The sequence below is a fragment of the Streptomyces yangpuensis genome (assembly GCF_024666385.1).
GTDB lineage: Bacteria > Actinomycetota > Actinomycetes > Streptomycetales > Streptomycetaceae > Streptomyces > Streptomyces yangpuensis.
This window is the reverse complement of sequence record NZ_CP102514.1, coordinates 790762-811164: the sequence shown is the minus strand read 5'-3', so window position 1 is coordinate 811164 and position 20403 is coordinate 790762. Positions and strand designations below refer to the sequence as shown.

At 74.2% G+C, this 20403-nt stretch carries 18 protein-coding genes; 8 read left to right on the top strand and 10 right to left on the bottom strand.

Annotated elements, in window-relative coordinates; all coding sequences use genetic code 11:
• Positions 1 to 72: 72 nt before the first annotated feature.
• On the top strand, positions 73 to 2163 hold the full coding sequence (locus NRK68_RS03815) for a PAS domain S-box protein (RefSeq protein ID WP_220818755.1): 2091 nt from the start codon (positions 73 to 75) through the stop codon (positions 2161 to 2163).
• A 62-nt stretch (positions 2164 to 2225) separates the two neighbouring features.
• Positions 2226 to 3383, top strand: a complete 1158-nt coding sequence (locus tag NRK68_RS03810; RefSeq protein WP_257854926.1) for a CPBP family intramembrane glutamic endopeptidase — start codon at positions 2226 to 2228, stop codon at positions 3381 to 3383.
• 95 nt (positions 3384 to 3478) lie between these two features.
• Here the strand turns inward: NRK68_RS03810 and NRK68_RS03805 are convergent, their stop codons facing one another.
• The 7 genes from NRK68_RS03805 to NRK68_RS03775 all read right to left on the bottom strand — a co-directional run bounded on the left by NRK68_RS03805 (position 3479) and on the right by NRK68_RS03775 (position 10797).
• Entirely contained in the window at positions 3479 to 4780 is a 1302-nt protein-coding gene (locus NRK68_RS03805) for a vWA domain-containing protein (RefSeq protein ID WP_373023463.1), read from the bottom strand.
• Positions 4777 to 6006, bottom strand: a complete 1230-nt coding sequence (locus NRK68_RS03800; protein ID WP_183066226.1) for an AAA family ATPase — start codon at positions 6004 to 6006, stop codon at positions 4777 to 4779. Before NRK68_RS03800 ends, NRK68_RS03805 begins: the two co-directional genes overlap by 4 nt.
• A gap of 163 nt (positions 6007 to 6169) precedes the next feature.
• Positions 6170 to 7609: a hypothetical protein gene (locus NRK68_RS03795; protein ID WP_257854925.1), complete on the bottom strand. Its 1440-nt coding sequence runs from the start codon at positions 7607 to 7609 to the stop codon at positions 6170 to 6172.
• 52 nt (positions 7610 to 7661) lie between these two features.
• The gene (locus NRK68_RS03790; RefSeq protein WP_257854924.1) at positions 7662 to 9080 is read right to left on the bottom strand and encodes an MFS transporter; all 1419 of its coding nucleotides are present in this window, start codon (positions 9078 to 9080) and stop codon (positions 7662 to 7664) included.
• 163 nt (positions 9081 to 9243) lie between these two features.
• Complete coding sequence (locus NRK68_RS03785) at positions 9244 to 9594, bottom strand: ArsR/SmtB family transcription factor (protein ID WP_183065749.1); 351 nt, start codon at positions 9592 to 9594, stop codon at positions 9244 to 9246.
• 135 nt (positions 9595 to 9729) lie between these two features.
• Positions 9730 to 10557: a CbtA family protein gene (locus tag NRK68_RS03780; protein WP_183065750.1), complete on the bottom strand. Its 828-nt coding sequence runs from the start codon at positions 10555 to 10557 to the stop codon at positions 9730 to 9732.
• 12 nt (positions 10558 to 10569) lie between these two features.
• Positions 10570 to 10797 (bottom strand): CbtB domain-containing protein, encoded by a 228-nt coding sequence (locus tag NRK68_RS03775; protein ID WP_046778082.1) that lies wholly within the window; start codon positions 10795 to 10797, stop codon positions 10570 to 10572.
• Positions 10798 to 11172: 375 nt separating this feature from the next.
• Here NRK68_RS03775 and NRK68_RS03770 point away from each other — a divergent pair, with 375 nt between their 5' ends.
• The 3 genes from NRK68_RS03770 to NRK68_RS03760 all read left to right on the top strand — a co-directional run bounded on the left by NRK68_RS03770 (position 11173) and on the right by NRK68_RS03760 (position 13531).
• On the top strand, positions 11173 to 12381 hold the full coding sequence (locus tag NRK68_RS03770; protein ID WP_183065751.1) for an MFS transporter: 1209 nt from the start codon (positions 11173 to 11175) through the stop codon (positions 12379 to 12381).
• 74 nt (positions 12382 to 12455) lie between these two features.
• Positions 12456 to 13091, top strand: coding sequence for an alpha-ketoglutarate-dependent dioxygenase AlkB (locus NRK68_RS03765; RefSeq protein ID WP_183065752.1), 636 nt, complete (start codon positions 12456 to 12458; stop codon positions 13089 to 13091).
• A gap of 68 nt (positions 13092 to 13159) precedes the next feature.
• The gene (locus tag NRK68_RS03760) at positions 13160 to 13531 is read left to right on the top strand and encodes a VOC family protein (RefSeq protein ID WP_183065753.1); all 372 of its coding nucleotides are present in this window, start codon (positions 13160 to 13162) and stop codon (positions 13529 to 13531) included.
• Positions 13532 to 13574: 43 nt separating this feature from the next.
• On the opposite strand, the gene NRK68_RS03755 is transcribed toward NRK68_RS03760, so the two are convergent.
• Positions 13575 to 13883 carry a YkvA family protein gene (locus NRK68_RS03755; protein WP_183065754.1) on the bottom strand — a complete coding sequence of 103 codons (309 nt, stop codon included), beginning with the start codon at positions 13881 to 13883 and terminating at the stop codon, positions 13575 to 13577.
• Between the two features lie 54 nt (positions 13884 to 13937).
• Positions 13938 to 14402 carry a MarR family winged helix-turn-helix transcriptional regulator gene (locus NRK68_RS03750; RefSeq protein ID WP_257854917.1) on the bottom strand — a complete coding sequence of 155 codons (465 nt, stop codon included), beginning with the start codon at positions 14400 to 14402 and terminating at the stop codon, positions 13938 to 13940.
• A gap of 119 nt (positions 14403 to 14521) precedes the next feature.
• On the opposite strand from NRK68_RS03750, the gene NRK68_RS03745 reads away from it, so the two are divergent.
• From NRK68_RS03745 to NRK68_RS03735, 3 genes are all read left to right on the top strand, one after another.
• The gene (locus tag NRK68_RS03745) at positions 14522 to 15085 is read left to right on the top strand and encodes a DoxX family membrane protein (RefSeq protein ID WP_257854916.1); all 564 of its coding nucleotides are present in this window, start codon (positions 14522 to 14524) and stop codon (positions 15083 to 15085) included.
• A gap of 133 nt (positions 15086 to 15218) precedes the next feature.
• Positions 15219 to 17021, top strand: a complete 1803-nt coding sequence (locus NRK68_RS03740) for a glycoside hydrolase family 15 protein (RefSeq protein WP_183065757.1) — start codon at positions 15219 to 15221, stop codon at positions 17019 to 17021.
• A gap of 4 nt (positions 17022 to 17025) precedes the next feature.
• Positions 17026 to 17871 (top strand): hypothetical protein, encoded by an 846-nt coding sequence (locus NRK68_RS03735; RefSeq protein ID WP_183065758.1) that lies wholly within the window; start codon positions 17026 to 17028, stop codon positions 17869 to 17871.
• Positions 17872 to 17905: 34 nt separating this feature from the next.
• Here the strand turns inward: NRK68_RS03735 and NRK68_RS03730 are convergent, their stop codons facing one another.
• Positions 17906 to 20095: a SpoIIE family protein phosphatase gene (locus NRK68_RS03730; protein ID WP_257854915.1), complete on the bottom strand. Its 2190-nt coding sequence runs from the start codon at positions 20093 to 20095 to the stop codon at positions 17906 to 17908.
• Positions 20096 to 20403: the final 308 nt, after the last annotated feature.

Sequence of the window (20403 nt, the reverse complement as noted above, 5' to 3'; positions counted from 1 at the left end):
TCCGGCGGGCGCGTCAACCCGCGTTGACCCCGATCCCGTCGCCGGTGCGCAGAATCGGTCAATTGGCGCCGCATGCGGTCAACCGGAAGCGCGAGATTCGGCCACGTGGTCGTATGTCAGCTTCTGCGGGATTCGACGAGTGCGAGGCGCAGCGTGGCAGCGACGACTGAAGAGCCGTTCAGGGCTCTGTTGGAAGCGGCACCGGACGCGATGGTGATCGTGGACGACGCCGGTGTGATCCGGCTGGTGAACGCGCAGACCGAGGCCCTTTTCGGCCACCCCCGCCGGGAACTCCTGGGCCGTCACATCGAGGTCCTGGTGCCCGAGCGGTTCCGCGGACAGCACCCGGGCCACCGGCTCGGCTACGCGGCCAGCCGCCAGGTCCGCCCGATGGGCGCGGGCTTGGAGCTGTACGGCCTGCGCCGCGACGGCCGTGAGTTCCCGGTGGAGATCAGCCTGAGCCCGCTGGAGACCCCGGAGGGCCTGCTGATCTCGGCGGCCGTACGCGACGTGAGCGACCGCAGGGCCGCCGAGGAACGCTTCCGGGCCCTGCTGGAGGCGGCCCCCGACGCGATGGTGATCGTCGACGAGCGGGGCGCGATCCAGCTCGTCAACGCGCAGACCGAGGCCCTCTTCGGCTACGCCCGGGAGGATCTGCTGGGAAGACCGGTCGAGGTGCTCGTCCCGGAACGATTCCGCGGGCACCACTCCGGCTTCCGGCACGGCTACTTCGTCAACCGCAAGACCCGCCCGATGGGCGCGGGCCTGGAGCTGTACGGACTGCGCCGCGACGGCGGCGAGTTCCCGGTGGAGATCAGCCTGAGCCCGCTGGAGACCCCCGACGGCACCCTGGTCTCCGCCGCCATCCGCGACGTCACCGAACGCAAGTCGGCCGAGGAGATGCTCGCGAAGCTCTACGAGCAGCAGCGCCACGTCGCGCTCACCCTCCAGCGCAGCCTCATGGGCTCCCCGCCGGACGTACCGGGGATGCCCACGGCGAGCCGCTACTTCCCGGCCCGGCAGGGCGCCGGGGTCGGCGGCGACTGGTTCGACCTGATCCCGCTGGGCGGCGGCCGGGTCGGTGTGATGGTCGGCGACGTGATGGGGCGCGGCCTGGACGCCGCCGCCGTCATGGGCCAGCTCAGATCCGCCTCCCACGCGCTCGCCAAGACCGGCATGCCGCCCTGGCAGCTCATGCGCGCCCTCGACGCGGTCGTCAGTGAACTGCCGGACCAGTTCGTCACCTGCTGCTATCTGGTCGTCGACGCCGATTCCGCCGAGATCACCATGTGCTCGGCCGGACACCTCCCGGTCCTGCTCGTCGCCCCGGGCGGCGAGGTCACCCGGCTGCCCGTGGAGGTGAGCGTGCCGCTGGGGGTGGGGGAGGTGCCCCACCACGAGACCCGGCACACCGTCGAGCCCGGTTCGGTGCTCGCGCTGTACACGGACGGCCTGGTCGAGACGCCGGACAGCGACATCGAGGGCCAGGTCGACGGGCTCGCGGCCGCGCTGGAGAAGGCCGTCGCGACAACGGACAGCCTGGAGGCGGCCGCCGACCGGCTCCTGACCGAACTGCTGCCGGAGGCTGACGACAACCCCGACGACGTGACCCTCCTGCTCGTCCGCATTCCCGACACACCGGTGACCTCGCAGAGCATGCTGCTCGCCGCGGACCCGAGCAGCGTCGGCGCCGGGCGCCGCTTCCTGCGCTCCACCCTCGCCCTGTGGGGCAAGGACGACGAGCACCTCCGCGACACCGCCTGCCTGCTCACCTCCGAGCTGCTCTCCAACGCCGTGAACCACAGCCGCGGCCCGGTCCGGCTCCGCCTGCGCCAGGCCGGCCGGGAACTCAGCGTCGAGGTCTGCGACGGCAGCCCCGTCCTGCCGCAGGCCCGGTTCGCCGCCCCCGACGCGGAATCCGGCCGGGGCCTGCTCCTCGTCGACTCCCTCGCCTCCTCCTGGGGCACCCTCCCGACGGCCGAGGGCAAAGCCGTCTGGTTCTCGCTGCCGCTGCCGGCCCCGCGTGCCGCTCCGCCCTCGGCTACTCCCTCGGTTCCGCCCTCGGCTCCTCCCGCCGACCCGCCGTCAGCCCCGACGTACGACCCGCCCGCCGGGTGCGTGCCGGGCAGGGCTCCGGCGGACTCCCGTACGACGGCGGGCTGAGCCCCGGGGCGGCGGCGTGATCGAATGGGCGTGTGAACGGCCGTGACGGAAAGGGTCCCGCTGTGTCAGATACGCCCCCGCCGAACGTCTGGGCCCCGCCGCCCGCAGGCGCTCCGCAATGGCCGGCCCCGGCCCAGGGGTGGCCGTCCCCCGGTCACGGCGGCCCGCCCTTCGGCGTCCCGCCCCTCCCCCCGCAACCGCCGACCCAAACCGCGCCGGACGGCAGCGCCTACCACGAACAGGCCCGCAACGGCCGTCAGCAGGTCCCGCAGCGCATCGGGGAGTTCCTCCTGGTCGCCGTCGGGAACCTGGCCGTACCACTGGTGGTGATCGCGTTCGGCGCCCTCGCCTGGTACGTACTGGGGCTGGACTTCGCACCCGGGGACGGCGACCGGATCCTGGGGGATCCGCTCGCCGACGAGGCACTCGCCCTGCTCTCCATAGCCACCGGCATACCCGTGGTGCTGCTCGCCGTGCGCTGGTGCGGCAGGCGCCCCGCGGGCACCGTGGTCTCCGTCATGGGCCGGCTGCGCTGGGGCTGGCTGGCCCGGTGCGCGGCGGTGGCCTTCCCCCTGATCGTGCTCCAGATGGGCGGGCTGGCGCTGTGGAGCTACCTCGGCGACGGCGAGGAGGCCGTCGCGGGCGACTTCCCCGGCTGGTCCGGGTTCGTGCTCGGGCTGGTCGTGCTGTGGGCGCTGATCCCCTGTCAGGCCGCCGCCGAGGAGTTCGTGTTCCGGGGCTGGCTCGCCCAGTTCTTCGGCGGGTTCCTCAAGTCCCCCTGGCCCGGCATCGTCATCGCGTCCGCCCTGTTCGCCCTCGCGCACGGCATCGGCGAGTGGTCGGGATTCGCCCTGCTCTTCTACTCCGCCCTGTGGTGGGGGTGGCTGACCGTCCGCACCGGCGGCCTCGAAGCCGTCATCGCCGTGCACGTGGCGAACAACATGACCGCCTACGCCGTCACCGTCGCCCTGGGGCAGCTGGCCGAATCGGGGAACGCGGCCGACGCCCCGTGGCAGGCGCTCGTCCTCGAACTCGTCGCCGCCCCGGCGTACTGCCTGCTGATCGCGCGGCTCGCGGGCACCCATGGGGTACGACGCGTCAGCGGGAAGGCCCCGGCGGACCCCGCCGACTCGGCCAACCCCACGGACCCTACGAGTCCCACGGTCCCCCCCGGTCCCGCCAACCCCACCGACCCCGCGGGCCGGCCGACGTCGGCCTGACCCGCTGCCGCCTCCCCCGCAAGCCTGCCGGGCTGCGGGGAGGCGGTGATGCGGCTCGTCGGCAGCGGCGCCGGGCAGCGGCGCACGGCGGCGGCTCACCGCGCGGCGGCGGCCGATCCGATGCTCACCACCCGGGCCCAGGACGGTGTCGGGTCCGGTACGTAGTCCGGATCGTTCTCGTCCCACCGCGCTCTCTCCGGGCGGGAGAACAGGCCCACCACCGTCCGGCACGCCGGCCGGACGGCGGGCCAAGCGGTCTGCCCGTCCGTCAGGACCACGATGACGTCGGGCCGGGGCCCCGACCGCAGAGCCCTGGCGAAACCCGCGCGCAGGTCCGTGCCGCCACCGCCCAGCAGCGGAATCCCCTCGCCCTCGCACAGCGGGTGCACGATCCGCGCCGCCGCGTCGCACGGCACCACGGTGACCAGGTCGCGGCGGCCGCCCACGGCCTGCGAGATCGCGGCGACCTCCAGGAGCGCAGTGCCCAGTTCGGCGTCGCTGACCGAACCGGAGGTGTCGATCACCACGGAGACCCGCGGCGGCCTGCGCCGCAGGCTCGGCAGGACGACACCCGGCAGCCCGGCCGAGCGCCGCGAGGGCCGGCCGTAGCTGTAGTCCTCGCCGGCGCCCGCGCCGGAGGCCGCCGACCGGACCGCCGCCCCCAGCAGCTCCCGCCACGGCTGCGGCGGGTGGAAGGCATCCTCCGCCCACCGCTTCCACCCCTTCGGGGCGTCGCCCGGGCGCCCGTTGATGCCCTGCGCCACCCGGAACCGGACCGCGTCCTGCTCCTGCTCGCTGAGGCCGTGCGCGCCGTCCGGCCCGAGGTCCCACTCGCGGTCCATCCCGTCGGCGCCGCTGCCGCAGTCCAGCCAGACCAGGCCCTGGGTCCGCGGCCCGAGCCCGAACCAGCGCAGGTAGTCCTCCATCAACTCGCCGCCGGACAGGCCCAGTAGCTCCGGGGTGACGGCGCCCGCGGGCGCGACCAGTCCGTCGCCGAACACGTCGTCGTTGATCTCACAGTCCGCGGCGATGTTCATGCGCAGCCGCGCCCCCGGCCCTTCCAACCCCTGGAGCCGCGCGGCCCGGTCACCGCGCCCGTGGTGGTCGCGCAACAGGTGCGACACCTCGTGGACCCAGACCCCGGCGAGTTCCTCCACCGGAGTCCGGTCCACGAAGCCCGGTGAGACATAGCAGCGCCAGTGCTTGTCGACGGCCATCGTGGGCACCCGGTGCGACTCCACGGTGTGCAGGGCGAACAGCGCCGTCGCGAGGTACGGCCGGACCCGCGCGGCATGCAGCCGTGCGGCGTAGAGCTTGTCGAGGTCCAGCGCCCCCGGTGCCCCCGGTGCTCTCTGTGCCGCCCGTGCTCCCGGCGCTCCCTGTGCCCCCGCGCTCACCGGCGGGCACCCGCGGGGACCGCCGTACGGCCCGCGCTCCGCTCCGCGGCCTCGTCCGCGCGCCGGGAGAGGGACACCGCCCCGGCGAGCCGCTCGATCTCGGCGGGTACGTCCCACTCCTCGCGGCGCAGGGCGGCGAGCGAGGTCGCGGGGACGACCACCAGGTCCGGAGCACCCGTCTCCAGAGCCCGCACCATGATGGCCCACGCCGCGTCCCAGCGGGCCTTCTCCGGGCGCCGGCACACCGCGGACACGATCCCCTCCAGGACGGCCTGGCGCTGGTCGCCGCGTTCGGGCAGGTCGGCGGTGGCCGGGTCGGCGAGCAGCACCTCGGGGTCGGGGAGCTCCATCCGGTCCAGGGCGGCCAGCAGTTCCAGCGCCGGTCCGTCCCCCACGGTCCCCCTGACGAGCATGGACAGCACCTCCCGGGAGGAGCCCGCCGCGGTGGCGAAGGCGATCAGACGCAGCGTCATGTCCCAGCTGCGGGGCGACGGCCAGGCGCCGCCGCGCCGCGTCTCACCGGAAGGCAGGCGGTGTACGAGCGGGGGGCGGGTGGTGAGGAACCCGCACACCGCGCGGCGGGCGAAGTCCACGGCGGCGGGCAGCGCCTGCGCGTCGAGGCGCGGCAGGGTGGCCCGCGGCCAGGTCCCGCCGAGACCGCGTACGACGACTTCGTGGTCGTGGGTCCACTGGAGGTGGACGAACCGGTTCGCCAACGGCGGGCTCAGTTCCCAGCCGTCGGCCGCCGACGACCGCGGGTTGGCGGCCGCCACGATCCGTACCCCGGGGGGCAGTTGCAGGGCGCCGACCCTCCGTTCCAGTACGAGGCGGAGCAGCGCGGCCTGGACGGCCGGCGGCGCGGTGGACAGCTCGTCCAGGAAGAGCAGGCCGCGGCCGGCGCGTACCAGGCGCACCGCCCAGTCCGGCGGGGCCATGGGGACGCCCTGCTGCGCGGGGTCGTCGCCGACCACGGGGAGCCCGGAGAAGTCGGACGGTTCGTGCACGCTGGCGATCACGGTGGTGAGCGGCAGGTCCAGGGAGGCGGCGAGCTGGGTCAGGGCGGCGGTCTTGCCGATCCCCGGCTCGCCCCACAGGAGGACGGGCAGGTCGGCGGCGACGGCCAGGGTGAGGGCTTCGAGCTGGTTGTCGGGGCGCGGCTCGGTGGTGGTCTCGCCGAGCAGGGCCAGCAGGTCGCCGGCGACGTCGAGCTGCGAGGCGGCGGGCATGTTCACGGGGACGTCCACGGGCACGTCCACGCGGACGTTCACGGGCACGTTCACGGGCACATTTACGGGCATGTTCAGGGGCATGGGTGATCACCTGTGTGGTTTCGGAGGTGTGCGGGTACGCAGGGGGCGGGCCCCGGGCGGAGCCGGGGTCCCGAAGGACTCAGGCGGCCCGGCGGCCGCGGCGGGGGTTGCGTGAGCGGTGTACCGGTGCGGGGAGGCGTCCGGGTCCCGGTCCGGCGAGGCCCGCGCGGAACAGCCCGTAGGTGATCCGCCGTCGGGCGGCCGCCTCCAGTTCGTCCCGCAGTGGGCCGGGGCGCAGCAGTGCGCCGGGCCCCAGGAGATCCTCGACGACGGCCAGTGCCCCGGTGATGTCGCCGTGGTCCAGGCGTTCGCGGACGCCGGTGAGGCAGTCAGGGCGGCGGTGGGCCGTGTCGATGGCCCGGAGGCAGGGCAGGGGAGTCCCGGACAGGGCCACCAGCAGTTCCTCGCGCCGGAGTTCGGCCGCATCGTGGTCCAGCGCGGTCAGCACCCCGTCGACGAGGCCGATGCGGTGCCGGGAGCCGCGGCAGTCGACGTAGCGCGGGCCGTCCGGGTCCGCGGTCCGCGACGGCCGGGCCGGCGCGCACCCCGGGGCCAGGGCGTCGGCGACGAGCGGGTGCAGCCGTCCCGCGTCGATGGAGCCGGCGCGGAGCAGTTCCAGGTCGGGCAGCAGCCGGACCGCAGCCTCGGGCAGGACCGGCAGCGCGTGGGCGCTGCCGTCCGCCGGTGCGGCGCCGATCCGGAGCGCGGGCGGTCCGAGGCCGTCCCCGTCCGGCTCCCCGCCCGGGTCCAGGGCGAGGACCAGGCGCCGGCCGGCCCCGAGCCGGACGGTGACACTGCCGGTGGTCCGTCCCTCGGCCCGGAGCACGATCGCGGTCTCATCGCCCCATCGGCCGACGGCGCAGGCGTGTCCGGCCGGCAGCATGGCGGCGAGGCCCGGGTCCGGCCCGGGCGGGCCGTCGCAGGGCGGCCGGTCGGCGCCGGAGCGGGCGCGCAGTTCGTCCGTCCTGCGGGCGTCCCACAGGTGGCGGTGCAGGTCGAGGCGGAACCGCCGGTCGGGGCGGGTCCGTCGGCGCGGGTCACCGGCGGCCACCCCGGTCTCGGATCGGGAGCCGTCCCACAGCGCGAGGCTGATCCGCTGACCGCCGTCCGCCCAGGCGGGCGGGGTACGGGCCACGAGGTGCACCGGGGGCGCGCTCCCGTGCGGCGCGGTGGCGGACCGGGCCGGAGGCGCGGCGGCGGGGTACCGTGCCAGAGTGAGGGTCAGCCCCGGGCGAAGCAGCCCGTCGGGAGCCACGCGCGGCATGTGCCAGCGGAGCAGGTCGGGAGCCAGGTGGCGCAGATCGGCCCGGATCCGGTCCGCGAGGTCGCGGCCGTGGGAGCGGGCGAGAGAACGCAGGTTGAAGTCGACGTCGATGCCTGCGGCGGCGCACGCCCCGGCCCAGTCGCCGGCGTGCCGGCGGGCGGTCGCAGTCTCGATCATGGAAGCCGGCACGGCGTACTCGCGTACGCGGAGCCAGAGGGCGAGGCGGGAGTCCCTGTTCGCGGTCGGAGTGAGCATCAGCGCTCACCTTGCGCGGTGGGGACCTCCGATCCGTGAGTGGATTGAGTGGTCATCGCGGTGATCGTAGCGACCCCGGTCGCGACCGGCCACGGGTTTTCAGGCGGGTGCCGTCCCGCCCGGGCCAGCGGTGGTGGTGCCGGTCGATGACGTAGTGGTGGCCGTGCAGCCAGCCGTGCCCGGAGGGACGGGCGTCGGCGAGGTGCGGGTGCCCGGGCGGCAGGTCCGGGTGCAGGTGTTCCAGCCGGTACGGGTCATGGGCCGGCCAGCTCGCGGCCGCGGCGGCGGTGGCGGCCAGGGCGAGCGCTCCCAGGGCCGCGACCGTCAGCGGCAGCCCCGCCCACGGGGCGAGCCACCCGGCCAGCGGGTAGGTGATCAGCCAGCATCCGTGCGAGAGGGAGAACCGGGCGGCGAAGGCGGCGGGCAGGTCCGCGTCCGCGGTGGAGCGGCGGACCACGCGGCCCCCGGGGGTCAGGACGGCGGAGCAGGCGGCCCCGATCGCCGCCCACGCCCCCAGGAGTACGGGCCAGGACCAGGCGGCCGGGGCGGCCGAGGTGAGCACGGCCACGGCGGCGAGGACCACGGGGAGCACGGAGGCGGCCGAGAGCAACACGGTGCGGTCGGTGGCGTGCCGCAGGAGCCGCGGCAGGGCGAGCGCGGCGAGTACGGACCCGGCGCCGTACGCGCCGAGGGCGACCGGGACGGCTCCGGCCGGGCGGTCCAGGCCGCGGACGACGGCGACGGTGTCCACGAGGACGACGGAACCGGCGGCGGCGACCGCCAGGTCGAGGGCGAGCAGCGCCCGCAGCCGTGGAGTGGCGGCGAACAGGCGGGCGCCGAGGGCCGCCCTGGTGCGGACGCCGCCGGTCCGCTCGACGGGAGCGGGCGCGGGCAGCGCCGTCGCGGTCACGAGCGCGGCCGAGGCGAGGAAGCCGACGACGGTGCCGGTGAACAGCCGGTCGTAGGAGACGACGGTGAGCAGCGCCGCGGCCAGCATCGGGCTCAGCAGGCTCTCCAGGTCGTAGGCGAGCCGGCTCATCGACAGGGCCCGCGTGTAGTCCTGTTCGTCGGGCAGGACCTGGGGGATCGTCGCCTGGAAGGCCGGGGTGAAGGCTGCCGAGGCCGCCTGGAGCAGGAAGATCAGGACGTGGACCTGCCACACCTCGGTGACGAGGGGGAGGGTCAGCGCCGCGCCGGCCCGGGTGAGGTCCGCCGCCGCCATGAGGATCCGCCGGGGGACCCGGTCGGCGACTGCCGTGACCAGCGGCGCGACCGTCACGTAGGCGATCATCTTGATCGCGAGGGCGGTACCGAGGACCGCCGGGGCGTCGTCGCCGGCGATATCGTACGCGAGCAGACTGAGGGCGACGGTCGCGAGCCCGGTGCCGGTCAGGGCGACGACCTGGGCGGTGAACAGGCGGCGGTAGGTGCCGTTGCGCAGCACGGGCGGCCGGGAGGGCCGCGGCGGCACGGACGCAGAGGAGGGCAAGGTCGGCCCCGTTCCGGTCGGCGGATCGACGACCCGTCCAGCGTAGCCAACATGTGCGCACCTGTGCACGTATTGGTGGGCGGCGCGTGGTGAGTGGTGTGGGGTGTGGCGGTCCGGCCGGCGCCGCCTCGCCAGGGCCGGCGGCTCAGTCGTGAGGCGGGAGGGAGCCGATCTGGTGGTCGGCGACGTTCATGGCCTCGTCCACCAGCCTGCGCAGATGCCCGTGGCGCAGGGCGTAGACGACGCGGCGCCCGTCCTTGCGGGTGGTGACCAGCCCGGCGAGACGGAGCTTGGCCAGGTGCTGGCTGACGGAGGGACGGGCCGCCCCGCACGCCTCGGTGAGCGTGGTGACGTCCGCCTCGCCCCGTCCGAGCCGCTCCATCAGTGCCAGGCGGGTGCGGTCCGCGAGGAGGGCCAGTACGGACGCGGCGACCTCCAGCCGGTCGGTCCGCTCCTGCGCATCCTGTGCACGTGCCGTTCGTGTGCCTGTGCTCATACGGACATCGTAGGGCGGCCGGGGCGCGAAGTGTGCGCTGCTGCGCACGCATGCCCACGTCCACGGTCGCCTACGCACACGGGCCCCGCACCCCTGGGGGTGCGGGGCCCGTGCAGGCGGGCATGGCGGGTCGGATCAGCCCACGGCGGGTGCCTGCTGCCGGGCCGTCACTTCCGCCCCGTCGGTGCGTGCGTCCAGGAGTCGCTGGGCGAGGATGCCGAAGACGATGGCGAATGCGGCCCACAGGACGAGCTGGACGGCCAGTGAGGCGATCCGGAATTCCCAGAGCAGGGCTGCGGGGAAGCCGGGCTGGACGGCGTCGCTGTTGTCCGGCAGGAACACGAAGGCCAGGGTGGTGGCGGCGATGAAGCCGCCGGCCGCGGCCAGGGTGGCGTTCCAGTTGCCCAGGCGGGGTGCGAGCCGGCGTCCGAGGATGATCGCGCCGACGCCGAGGAGCACGCTGAGCAGGATCATCAGGAAGAACAGCGTGGTGCGCTGTCCGATGGTGTCGGGGTTGCCGACCGCGGGCGGGGTGGCCGGGTACTTGAGGAACGGCACCAGGTAGACGAGGGCGAACGCGCCCGCCCCGGTGAGCGCGGCCGTGGCCCGGGGGCTGAACCCGCCGATGCGGCCGAGCGCGAAGGAGAACGCGAGGGAGGCGATACCGCCGAGCGCGACCCCGTAGACCAGGACACCGGTGGCGAGGCCGACGGTGGACTGGACGGGCCGGCTGACGAGCTCCTCCTCTTCCTCGGCGGCTCCGCCCGACGCGGCGTCACCGCCGTGTCCGGCGTGGCCGGAAGCCGCGCCGGCTTCCTGGGCGGCGGCGGCTTCCTCGACGGCGATGGAGCCCCGTACCGGGGGCTCACCGACGACGTAGGCGACGGCGAAGGCGAAGAGTCCGGCGATCAGGCCCGCGAGCATCCCGCGGACCAGCAGACCTCTGACAGTGGAGGCGTACATGTGCGCGGCCTCTCAGTGGCAGGGGAAGCCGAGCAGGTGACGGCCGTCGTGCACCCACTCGTGCACACCCTCACCGGCGAACACGGCGGTGGCACCCTGCTCCGCACCGACGAAGTACAGCGCGACGAGCATCAGAAGACCGACGAACAGCGCCCAGGGCAGAACGGCCTTGACGGGCAGCGGAGCCGACGGCGAGACGGCGGGGGCGGAAACGGCAGCGGAAGCGACGGCCTCGGCCATGATGGAACCTCCTCGGGGAACACGCGTCCCATACGGTGGTGCAGACGACGGTCCTCGGGTCTGACTCGCCGCGACAACCCCCCCAAGGGGCGGTCACCGCAGCACACAGTGGCGCGACCATGCCGGATTCACACCGGACTTCCGTCTCGCCGTCGTCGCTATTTCTTTATGTCGCGTTGACGCTACCGCGTAGCAGGCTTCCGGCCAAGACCGTGAGTTCCTGATCACACGCCTACCCTGCGGTAATGCCGTCCGTGAGGCGGGCCGGAGGGTGCGGATCCCGCGATTCCCGGCGAACCAGCCCCGAGTACGGCTAGAATGCCCGGCGTTGGCCTTCGGCGTGCGTGCCCGTGCATGCGTCCGGAGGCTTTTTTCATGCCTTCACACCTGACCACCAGCACCAACAACCAAGCCGCCCCGCCCGCCGCCGGCTACCGGGACCTGCTTCGCATCAGGGAGTTCAGCGGCCTCTGCGTCAGTTTCACCCTCACCGCGGCCGCCGGTGCGCTGTCCGGCATCGCGCTCGGCACCCTCGTCGACCGGCAGACCGGTTCGCCGTTCCTGACCGCCGTCAGCATGTACGGCGCCACCTTCGCGACCGTCCTCGGCGCCCTGACGCTCATGTCGGTCGCGGACGGGAAGCGGCCCCGCCGGACCCTGCTCCTGCTGCAACTCGCCTCCCTCGCGGGCGTCTGCGCCCAGGCGGTCCCCGGACTGCCGCTCGCGGCCCGGTTCGCCCTCCTGCTGTTCCTCGGCCTTTTCCAGTCCCTCGGGACCGGCGCCCGGCTCGGCCTGCTCGCCGAGGTCGTGCCGGTCTCCGCCTACGCGCCGGCCCGTTCCCTGATGAACATCACCTCGGGCGGCACGGCGATCCTCGGCTACGCCGCCGGCGCCGTACTGCTGCGCGACACGGGCCCCCAGGGGGTCTTCGCCGCCGCCGCCTCCCTCACCGCCCTCGGGGCCGCCGTGGTGGCGGCCACCGTCCGGGAGCACTCGGTCCGGCCCACGCGCCGTCCGGGCCTGCGGCAGACCTGGCGGACCAACGCCGAACTGTTCTCCCACCCGGGCCGGCGCGCCCTGCTGCTGGCCCTGTGGGTCCCGGGCGGTCTGGTCGTCGGCTGCGAGGCCCTCTTCATCTCCTACGACCCCGGTCACGCCGGGACCTACCTGGCCGCCGGATCCGCGGGCATGCTCCTCGGCGACCTGATCGTCGGCAGGCTGCTCACCGCCGGACAGCGCCGCCGCCACGCCTTCGCCCTGCGGCTGCTGCTCGCCGCCCCCTTCCTGCTCTTCGCGGTCCACCCGCCCGCTCCGGTCCTGGCGGTCGCGGTGTTCGTCGCGGGCGCCGGGTTCGCGGCCACCCTGCCGCTCCAGGAGCAGCTTCTCGAACTCACGCCGGAGGCCGTCCGCGGGCAGGTCCAGGGGGTCGAATCGGCGGGCCGGATGACTTGGCAGGGCCTGGGCGCCATGATCGCCGGCGGCCTGGCGCAGGGCCTCGGCCCCGGCCCGGCGATCGCCCTCGCCGCGGCGGCCTCGCTCGCCGTCACCCTCCTCGCCCGGTGGTCCCGTCGGGCACGGGGGTGACCCGCTGTGCGGCCGGGGCCGGCCGCACAGCAAGTATTCGTGCGCATGTTCGGTTATGGGTCTAGGCTGAGGTCATGCACGCGGTCCAAGGTCTTCAAGGTTCCCTCTTCGACCAGGGCGACGAGATCCGCCTCGGCCCCCTCGACGGGCTGCGCCGGACGGAGCTGGGCGCCGGGGCCTGGGTCGACCACCTGCCCGGCTGGCTGAGCGGCGCCGACGCGCTCTTCGAGCGGCTGGCCGCCGACGTGCCCTGGCGCGCCGAGCGGCGGCAGATGTACGAGCGGGAGGTCGAGGTGCCCCGGCTGCTCGCCTTCTACGCGGAGGACGAGGCCCTGCCGCACCCTTCGCTCGTCGAGGCCCGCGATGTGCTGAGCCGCCACTACGCCGCCGAGCTGGGTGAGCCGTTCACCACCGCCGGACTGTGTCTGTACCGCGACGGGCGCGACAGCGTGGCCTGGCACGGCGACCGCACCGGCCGCTCCTCCACCGAGGACACCATGGTCGCCATCGTCAGCGTCGGAGACCCGCGCGACCTGGCCCTCCGCCCGCGTGACGGCGGGCCCACCCTGCTGCGGCTGCCGCTGGGCCACGGCGACCTGGTGGTGATGGGCGGCTCCTGTCAGCGCACGATGGAGCACGCCGTTCCGAAGTCCGCCCGGGCCGTCGGGCCCCGCATCAGCATCCAGTTCCGGACCCGCGGCGTGCGCTGACCCTGCGGCCGGGGCGCGCGCCGGCCCCGCGGTTGCGGCCCCGTCGCGGGGCGTACAGGCTGGTGCGCATGGATCTGGGCGCGTTCTCCGTGAGTCTGTCCGTGCGGGACATCGAGGCCTCCAGGGCGTTCTACGAGAAGCTCGGCTTCACCGCCTTCGGCGGGGACCCCGCGCAGAACTGGCTGATCCTCAAGAACGGCCAGCACGTGATCGGGCTGTTCCAGGGCGTGTTCGAGAAGAACATGCTGACCTTCAACCCGGGCTGGGACCAGAACGCGGACCCCGTCGAGGCGTTCACGGACGTCCGCGAGATCCAGCGGGAGCTGAGAGCGCTCGGCCTGGCGTTCCTGATGGAGGCCGACGAGTCGGCGTCGGGGCCGGGCAGCTTCCTCGTCGTCGACCCGGACGGCAATCCGGTCCTGGTCGACCAGCACGTCTGACCGGCCCGCGCCTGGCCGGCCCCCGTCCGCCGGCCCCGTCCGATCAGACGCGGGTGCGGACGTCGACGCCGGTCTCCTTCGGCGTGCGCGCCGCCGAGGCCGCCGCGTGCAGGGAACGCAGCGCCAGCATCAGGATCCCGATGTCGTCGAGGTACACCGGGTCCGGGACGAGGTCCACGGGCGAGACGGTGTAGATCAGGGCGGCCCAGAACAGGGCCTTGTCGTGCAGCGGGACACCCGCGTCGACCAGCAGCTTCCGCGCCCTGAGCACGCGTACGAACATCACCGCCGCCACCACGGCGAGGCCCGCCATGACGACGGCGGTCACGATGAGCCAGACCGTTCCGTCCATGGCGCCCATATACCCCGTTCGGGGCTTTGGTACCCGCACGGCCGCCCGAGCGGCTCAGGCACCCGGTCCGCGCAGGCGGCGCCCGACCTCGCCCAGGCCGTCGGCGAGCGCGTCGAGCTGCTCCGGGGTGAGCACGTCCACCAGGACCTCCCGGACCGTGGCCACGTGCCCCGGTGCGGCCTCCTCCAGCTTGGCGAAGCCGGCGTCGGTGAGCACGGCGAAGACCCCGCGCACGTCCGAGGGGCAGCTGCGGCGGCGGACCAGTCCGGCCTTCTCCATCTGGGTGACCTGGTACGTCAGCCCGCTCTTGGAGTTGATGAGGCCGTTGGCGAGCTCGGTCATCCGCAGCTCCCGGCCGGGCGCGGCGGCGAGCCGCACGAGGATCTCGTACTGCGGGTGCGACAGCCCGGAGTCGTCCTTGAGCTGCTGGTCGAGGCGCCGGTTCACCAGGGCCGAGGCGGCCAGGAAGCCGCTCCAGGCCCGCATCTCGCGGTCGTCCAGCCATCTCGGTTCAGCCATGGCCCCACCCTACACGGGTTGTTCGAATTTGAATCACCCGCTAGGGTCCGGACTGCGGTTCGAATTTGAACAACTCTTCACCTGCCTCCCCGGGCCGCACGACCGGAAGGACCCCCACGATGACCAGCCCCTCCGTCACCACGACGAAGCCGCAGGCCACCGCACCGGCCGCACAGCCCCGGCCCGCCGCCCTCCCCACCGCCGGCCAGGACACCGGCCTGCTGCTCCTGCGTATCGTCCTCGGCCTGACCATGGCCGCACACGGCGCACAGAAGCTCTTCGGCTGGTTCGGCGGCGGGGGCATCGGCGGCACCGGCACGTTCTTCACCGCCAGCGGCTACCCCGCCGGCGACGCCATGGCCGTCCTCGCCGGCCTCACCGAGACCCTCGGCGGCCTCGGTCTCGCCGCCGGCCTGCTCACCCCGCTCGCCGGCGCCGCCGTCGTCGGCACCATGATCAACGCGATCGCCGTGCACGGCGCCGGCTCCTTCTTCGCCCCCGCCGGCATCGAGTACGAACTGCTCCTGACCGCGGGCGCGGCGGCCCTCACCCTCACCGGCCCCGGCGCGTACGCCGCCGACCGCTTCCTCCCCGTCCTGCGCGCCCACCGCCTGACCCACGGAGCCCTGGCCCTCACCCTCGGCATCGTCCTCGCGGCGGCGACCCTCCTCGTGCGCAACTAGTTCTAGGTGACCCTCCTCGTGCGCAACTGAGGGGGTGTCCTGCCGGTCGGGCAAGACACCCCCTGGTGCCGCGCTCGGGGGTGTCCGGGGCCTCGGCTGATTGGCCCCGGACATTCAGGGGAAGAGCGCACAAATGACACAACCCATCGAAGACTACGCACTCATCGGCGACCTCATGACCAGCGGGCTCGTCGGCCGCGACGGGTCCATCGACTGGCTGTGCCTGCCGCGCTTCGACTCGGCGGCCTGCTTCGCCAAGCTCCTCGGCGACGAGGAGAACGGCCACTGGCGCATCGCCCCCCTCGGCGCCGCCGACGGCGAACGCTGCACCCGCCGCGCCTACATCGACGGCTCGCTGGTCCTGGAGTCGTACTGGGAGACCGAGACCGGCACCGTCAAGGTCATCGACTTCATGCCCCAGCGCGACGTCGCCCCCGACGTCGTCCGCATCGTCGAGGGCATCAGCGGCACCGTCAGAATGCTCAGCACCCTGCGCCTGCGCTTCGACTACGGCCACGTCGTGCCCTGGGTGCGGCGCAGCGACGGCGACCGGGTCGCCGTGGCCGGGCCCGACTCCGCCTGGTTCCGCAGCGAACCCCCCGTCCGCACCTGGGGCGAGGACAACAGCACCCGCTCCCAGTTCCCCGTCACCGCCGGCCGCCGCGTCGCCTTCGTCCTGACCTGGCACCCCTCGCACGAACCGCGCCCCGAACCCACCGACCCCTTCGAGGCCCTGGAGAGCAGCCTCTCCGACTGGCGCGAGTGGAGCGCCCCCTGCCGCTACGAGGGCCCCTACCGGGAAGCGGTCACCCGCTCCCTGATCACCCTCAAAGCCCTCACCTACGCCCCGACCGGCGGCATCGTCGCCGCCGCGACCACCTCGCTGCCCGAGGAACTCGGCGGCGTCCGCAACTGGGACTACCGCTACTGCTGGCTGCGCGACGCCACCCTCACCCTCGGCTCCCTCCTCACCACCGGATTCCTCGACGAGGCCCGCGCCTGGCGCGAGTGGCTCCTGCGCGCCGTCGCCGGCGCCCCCGCCGACCTCCAGATCATGTACGGGATCGCGGGCGAACGCCGGATCCCCGAGAGCGAACTGCCCTGGCTGCGCGGCTACGCCTCCTCCGCGCCCGTCCGCGTCGGCAACGCCGCCGTCGACCAGCTCCAGCTCGACGTGTACGGGGAGGTCATGGACTCCCTGCACCTGGCCAGGTCCGCCGGACTGCCCGCCGAGGCCCATTCCTGGCGGATCCAGCTCGCGCTCCTCGACTTCCTGGAGCAGAACTGGAACCGGCCCGACGAGGGCCTGTGGGAGGTCCGCGGCCCCCGCCGGCACTTCGTGCACTCCAAGGTGATGGCCTGGGTGGCCGCGGACCGGGCCGTGCGGACCCTGGAGGACGACCCCTCGCTGCCCGGCGAGCCGGACCGCTGGCGCGCCATGCGGGACGCCGTCCACCGCGACGTCTGCGCCAACGGCTTCGACCCCGAGCGGGGCACCTTCACCCAGTACTACGGCTCCCGCGAACTCGACGCGGCGACCCTGCTCATCCCCAGAGTCGGATTCCTGCCGCCCGACGACCCCCGGGTCATCGGCACCGTCGACGCGGTGCGCGCCGAACTCGGCCGCAGCGGACTCGTCCGCCGCTACAGCACCGCCGACACCGACGACGGACTGCCCGGCGACGAAGGCGCCTTCCTCGCCTGCTCGTTCTGGCTGGCCGACGCCCTGTACCTGACCGGCCGCGAGGACGAGGCCCGCGCCCTCTTCGAACGGCTGCTGAGCGTACGCAACGACGTGGGACTGCTCGCCGAGGAGTACGACCCCGTCTCCGGGCGCCAACTCGGCAACTTCCCCCAGGCGTTCAGCCACGTCGGCCTGGTCAACACCGCGCTCACCCTGGCCGGCATGGAAAAGCGGACGACAGAGGCGGGCTGACACCGTGGACCTGCCCCAGCAGCGCGCCGAGGGCGCGGGCCCCTTCACCACCCGACTCACCTGGCAGCGCCCCGCAGGGGAGACGGTCGTGTGGGAGTCGCGGCCCGCGCGCCGGCGAGGAACGCTCGCGGTCCGCAGCCCCGGCGGGCCCGCCGTCAGGACCGCCACCGCGGACACCGCAGCCCTGCGCAGACTGCGCCTCCTGGGCGGCATCGCCTCCGCCGCGTTCGTCGTCGGCGGTGCGCTCTTCGCCCTCGGCGCCGCGGTCTCGCAGTTCGGCTGGGGGGACACCGCCGAGAGCGCCGTCATCTACTTCGCGGGAGGCCTGTTCTTCAACACGGGCGGCTACGTCTCCCTCCTCCAGGTACTGAACGGGCCCCGCCACACCCCGGAAGGCGGCGGCCGGCTGGTCACGGGTGCGTGGAAGTGGTGGGGGTACGAACCGATGCGCCTGGACTGGCTGAGCACGTTCGTGCTGTTCGTCGGGACGCTCGTCTTCGGCATCAACCTCCTGGACTCCTTCATCCAGGGTCTCACCGTCCAGCAGACCAACCGGCTGATCTGGACGCCCGACGTGATCGGATGCCTGCTCTTCCTGCTCTCCGGCCACCTGGCGTTCCTCGAGATCTGCCACCGCCCCTGGCCCTGCCTGCGCTCGCGCAGCCTCGGCTGGTGGGTCGTCGCGGTGAACCAGTTCGGATCGGTGCTGTTCATGATCTCCGCCCTGGCGGCCTTCACCCTGCCCGCCACCGGAAACCTGGTCAGCACGGCCGTCGCCAACTGGGGGACGCTGTGCGGAGCCCTCTGCTTCTGCGTCGGCGGCGTGCTCCAGGCCTTCGAACGACCCTGAGCCTCTTGGCCTCCTGGCCTCTAGGCCTCGTCCTCTAGGCCTCGGGTGTGGCCCGCTCGCGGCCGTTCGTCAGGGACGCCAGGAGGAGGGCGATGTCGTCCGGCCGGTCGGCGGTGCTGCCGATCAGCCGGTCGGCGGTCTCGGTCAGCGGAACCGGCAACGCCGAGGCCAGGGCCAGCCGCAGCCGCTCCACCCCCTCGTCGATGTCCACGCCGGGCCGCTCCACCAGCCCGTCCGTGTACAGGGCGAGGACCGCGCCCGGCTCCAGCCGCAGTTCCGTGACCGGGTACGAGGCCTCCGGGTCCACGCCGAGCACCACCCCGCCCGCCAGGTCCAGCACCTCCGTCCGGCCGTCGGGATGGCGCAGCAGCGGCTGCGGGTGCCCCGCCCTGACGGCCAGGGCGGAACCCGACGCCGGGTCGAGCACCACGTAGCAGCAGCTGGCGAACTGACCCGGATCGAGGTCGATGAGCAGCCGGTTGGTGCCGCGCACCACCTGCTCCGGCGTGCTGCCGGCCAGCGCGAAGGCCCGTACCGCGCTCCGGAGCTGGCCCATGGTCGCGGCGGCCGCCACCCCGTGGCCCTGGACGTCGCCGATGACCAGGGCCAGCCGGCCCGAGCCGGTCTCCACGACGTCGTACCAGTCGCCGCCCACGTCCATGCCCGCGGAGCCGGGCAGATAGCGCCCGACCGTGTCCACGTGCTCCCGTACCGGCAGCCGGTGCGGCAGCAGCGCCGCCTGGAGCCCGTGGGCCAGCGCCGCCTCGCTGTCGTAGCGCCGTGCCCGCGCCAGGGCCTGCGCGATCAGCCCGGCCAGCGCGGTCAGCACCGTACGCTCCTCGGGGCTGAACCCGCGGGGTGCGTCGAAGCCGAGGATGCAGGAGCCGACCGGCCGCCCGGACGCGATCAGCGGGAGGAAGGCCCGGGCGCCGACGTCGGCGTCCAGGGGGATCCCCGGATACGCGGCGGCCAGGCGCTGCATCGACTCGAAGAACAACGGCCGGCCCGTGGTCAGCGTCTCCACGCCCGGCAGCCGGACATCGAGAGCGACCCCGTCGAACCGGTTGAGGAAGCCCTGCGGGAAACCGGTCTCCCAGGCCAGGTGCAGATGCCGCTGGTCGAGCAGGTAGATCGCGAGCTGGCGGCCGCCGAAAGCGGGCAGCAGCTCCTCGGTGACCACCGCCGACACCTGCCGTGCCGTGTCCGCCTCCGTCAGCGCGATGGCGAGGGCCACCGGCCGGTACAGCGCGGACGCCTGGTCGGCCGGCGAACCCAGGCCCGTGGCGGGGTCCGCCGGCGACGCGGGCGCGTAGGCGGGCGGGTCGGCCGTGCCGATCGTGACGGTCACGCCGTCGGACGCCGGGTAGAGGCCCACCGACAGCCATGCGCCCGGCGGATGCCGCCCGCGCCGGGCGGAGAAGTGCACCGGCTCCGAGGACATGAAGACGGCCCGGAAGTGGTCGTCGTGCGAGGGATGACCCAGCCACGGCAGCGCCTCCCACAGCAGCCGCCCGTGCAGGTGCCCGGCGCCGACACCCACCAGGTGCTCCGCCGCGGAGTTGACGAAGCCGATCCGGCCCTGCCGGTCCAGGGAGAGCACCGCCTGCGTGAGCCGCTCCACGGCGCCCCGGGCCCCCGAGGCCCCGGCCTCGGGCGCCTCGGCCGGCACGCTGACCGGATCCCCCTCCCACTCCACCGGCACCCCGGCCGCGGCCAGGGCGGACAGCTCGCGCGCCAGCTCCTCCGCGGCCTCCCGGAGCCGTTTGCGGTCCCCGGCACCGACCGGGACACCGGGGGTGGGCGGGCGCAGCACCAGCAGGACGCCGAACCGCTCCGGCCCGGCGGCCACCGGCTCGTACAGCGAGGCGAACGGGAAGGGCAGTCCGGCGACCAGCTGCGGGAAGCGGCTCATGGCCGACGCGGCGTCAGGGAGGTGCACGGCCTGCCCCGAGCGGTAGGCCTCGGCCACCGGAAAGGGCCGGTTGACCTGCATCCGCCACCAGGGCCGGAACAGCGGCAGCGGCAGCCCCGTGAACAGGGCCAGCAGCAGGAGCTCGCCGGAGCGCGAGCGCAGGTAGACCCCGCCCGCGTACCCGCCCACGGCCTCCACGGCGCTCACGGCGGCCCGCGCGAGCGCCTGGACCACGGCGTCGGTGGCGGCGCCGACGCTGTCCGCTCTCGCCCTCACACAGTCAGGATGCGCCATCGGCGACGCCATCGGCATCCCGGCACCGAGGCCGCACGGACCGGGTTCCAGGCCGTGCGGACCGCGGCGCCGCAGCCGCACGGACCGGCGCCGAGGCTGTGCGGGCCCCGGCCCGCCGCAGCCGCGCGGACCCGGTCCGCAGCCGTCGGTGCCGGGGCCTCATCCGGCCCCGGACAGGCCGCGTCGGCGATCAGCACGGCCGGGGCCGCGGCGAGCGCGCCGACGGCCGCGCCCGCCGCGAACAGACCGAGCCCGGCGAGCAGGGCGCCGTTGCGGCCACGCTCGGACTGGAGAGACCTTCGAAATCCCCCTCGACCTGCCGAACC

Coding starts and splice junctions, on each gene's coding strand:
- NRK68_RS03815 (WP_220818755.1), top strand. CDS start 73: ATGCGGTCAACCGGAAGCGCGAGATTCGGCCACGTGGTCGTATGTCAG.
- NRK68_RS03800 (WP_183066226.1), bottom strand. CDS start 6,006: ATGCCCGCCGCCTCGCAGCTCGACGTCGCCGGCGACCTGCTGGCCCTG.
- NRK68_RS03795 (WP_257854925.1), bottom strand. CDS start 7,609: ATGCTCACTCCGACCGCGAACAGGGACTCCCGCCTCGCCCTCTGGCTC.
- NRK68_RS03785 (WP_183065749.1), bottom strand. CDS start 9,594: ATGAGCACAGGCACACGAACGGCACGTGCACAGGATGCGCAGGAGCGG.
- NRK68_RS03780 (WP_183065750.1), bottom strand. CDS start 10,557: ATGTACGCCTCCACTGTCAGAGGTCTGCTGGTCCGCGGGATGCTCGCG.
- NRK68_RS03775 (WP_046778082.1), bottom strand. CDS start 10,797: ATGGCCGAGGCCGTCGCTTCCGCTGCCGTTTCCGCCCCCGCCGTCTCG.
- NRK68_RS03770 (WP_183065751.1), top strand. CDS start 11,173: ATGCCTTCACACCTGACCACCAGCACCAACAACCAAGCCGCCCCGCCC.
- NRK68_RS03765 (WP_183065752.1), top strand. CDS start 12,456: ATGCACGCGGTCCAAGGTCTTCAAGGTTCCCTCTTCGACCAGGGCGAC.
- NRK68_RS03760 (WP_183065753.1), top strand. CDS start 13,160: ATGGATCTGGGCGCGTTCTCCGTGAGTCTGTCCGTGCGGGACATCGAG.
- NRK68_RS03755 (WP_183065754.1), bottom strand. CDS start 13,883: ATGGACGGAACGGTCTGGCTCATCGTGACCGCCGTCGTCATGGCGGGC.
- NRK68_RS03750 (WP_257854917.1), bottom strand. CDS start 14,402: ATGGCTGAACCGAGATGGCTGGACGACCGCGAGATGCGGGCCTGGAGC.
- NRK68_RS03745 (WP_257854916.1), top strand. CDS start 14,522: ATGACCAGCCCCTCCGTCACCACGACGAAGCCGCAGGCCACCGCACCG.
- NRK68_RS03740 (WP_183065757.1), top strand. CDS start 15,219: ATGACACAACCCATCGAAGACTACGCACTCATCGGCGACCTCATGACC.
- NRK68_RS03730 (WP_257854915.1), bottom strand. CDS start 20,095: ATGCCGATGGCGTCGCCGATGGCGCATCCTGACTGTGTGAGGGCGAGA.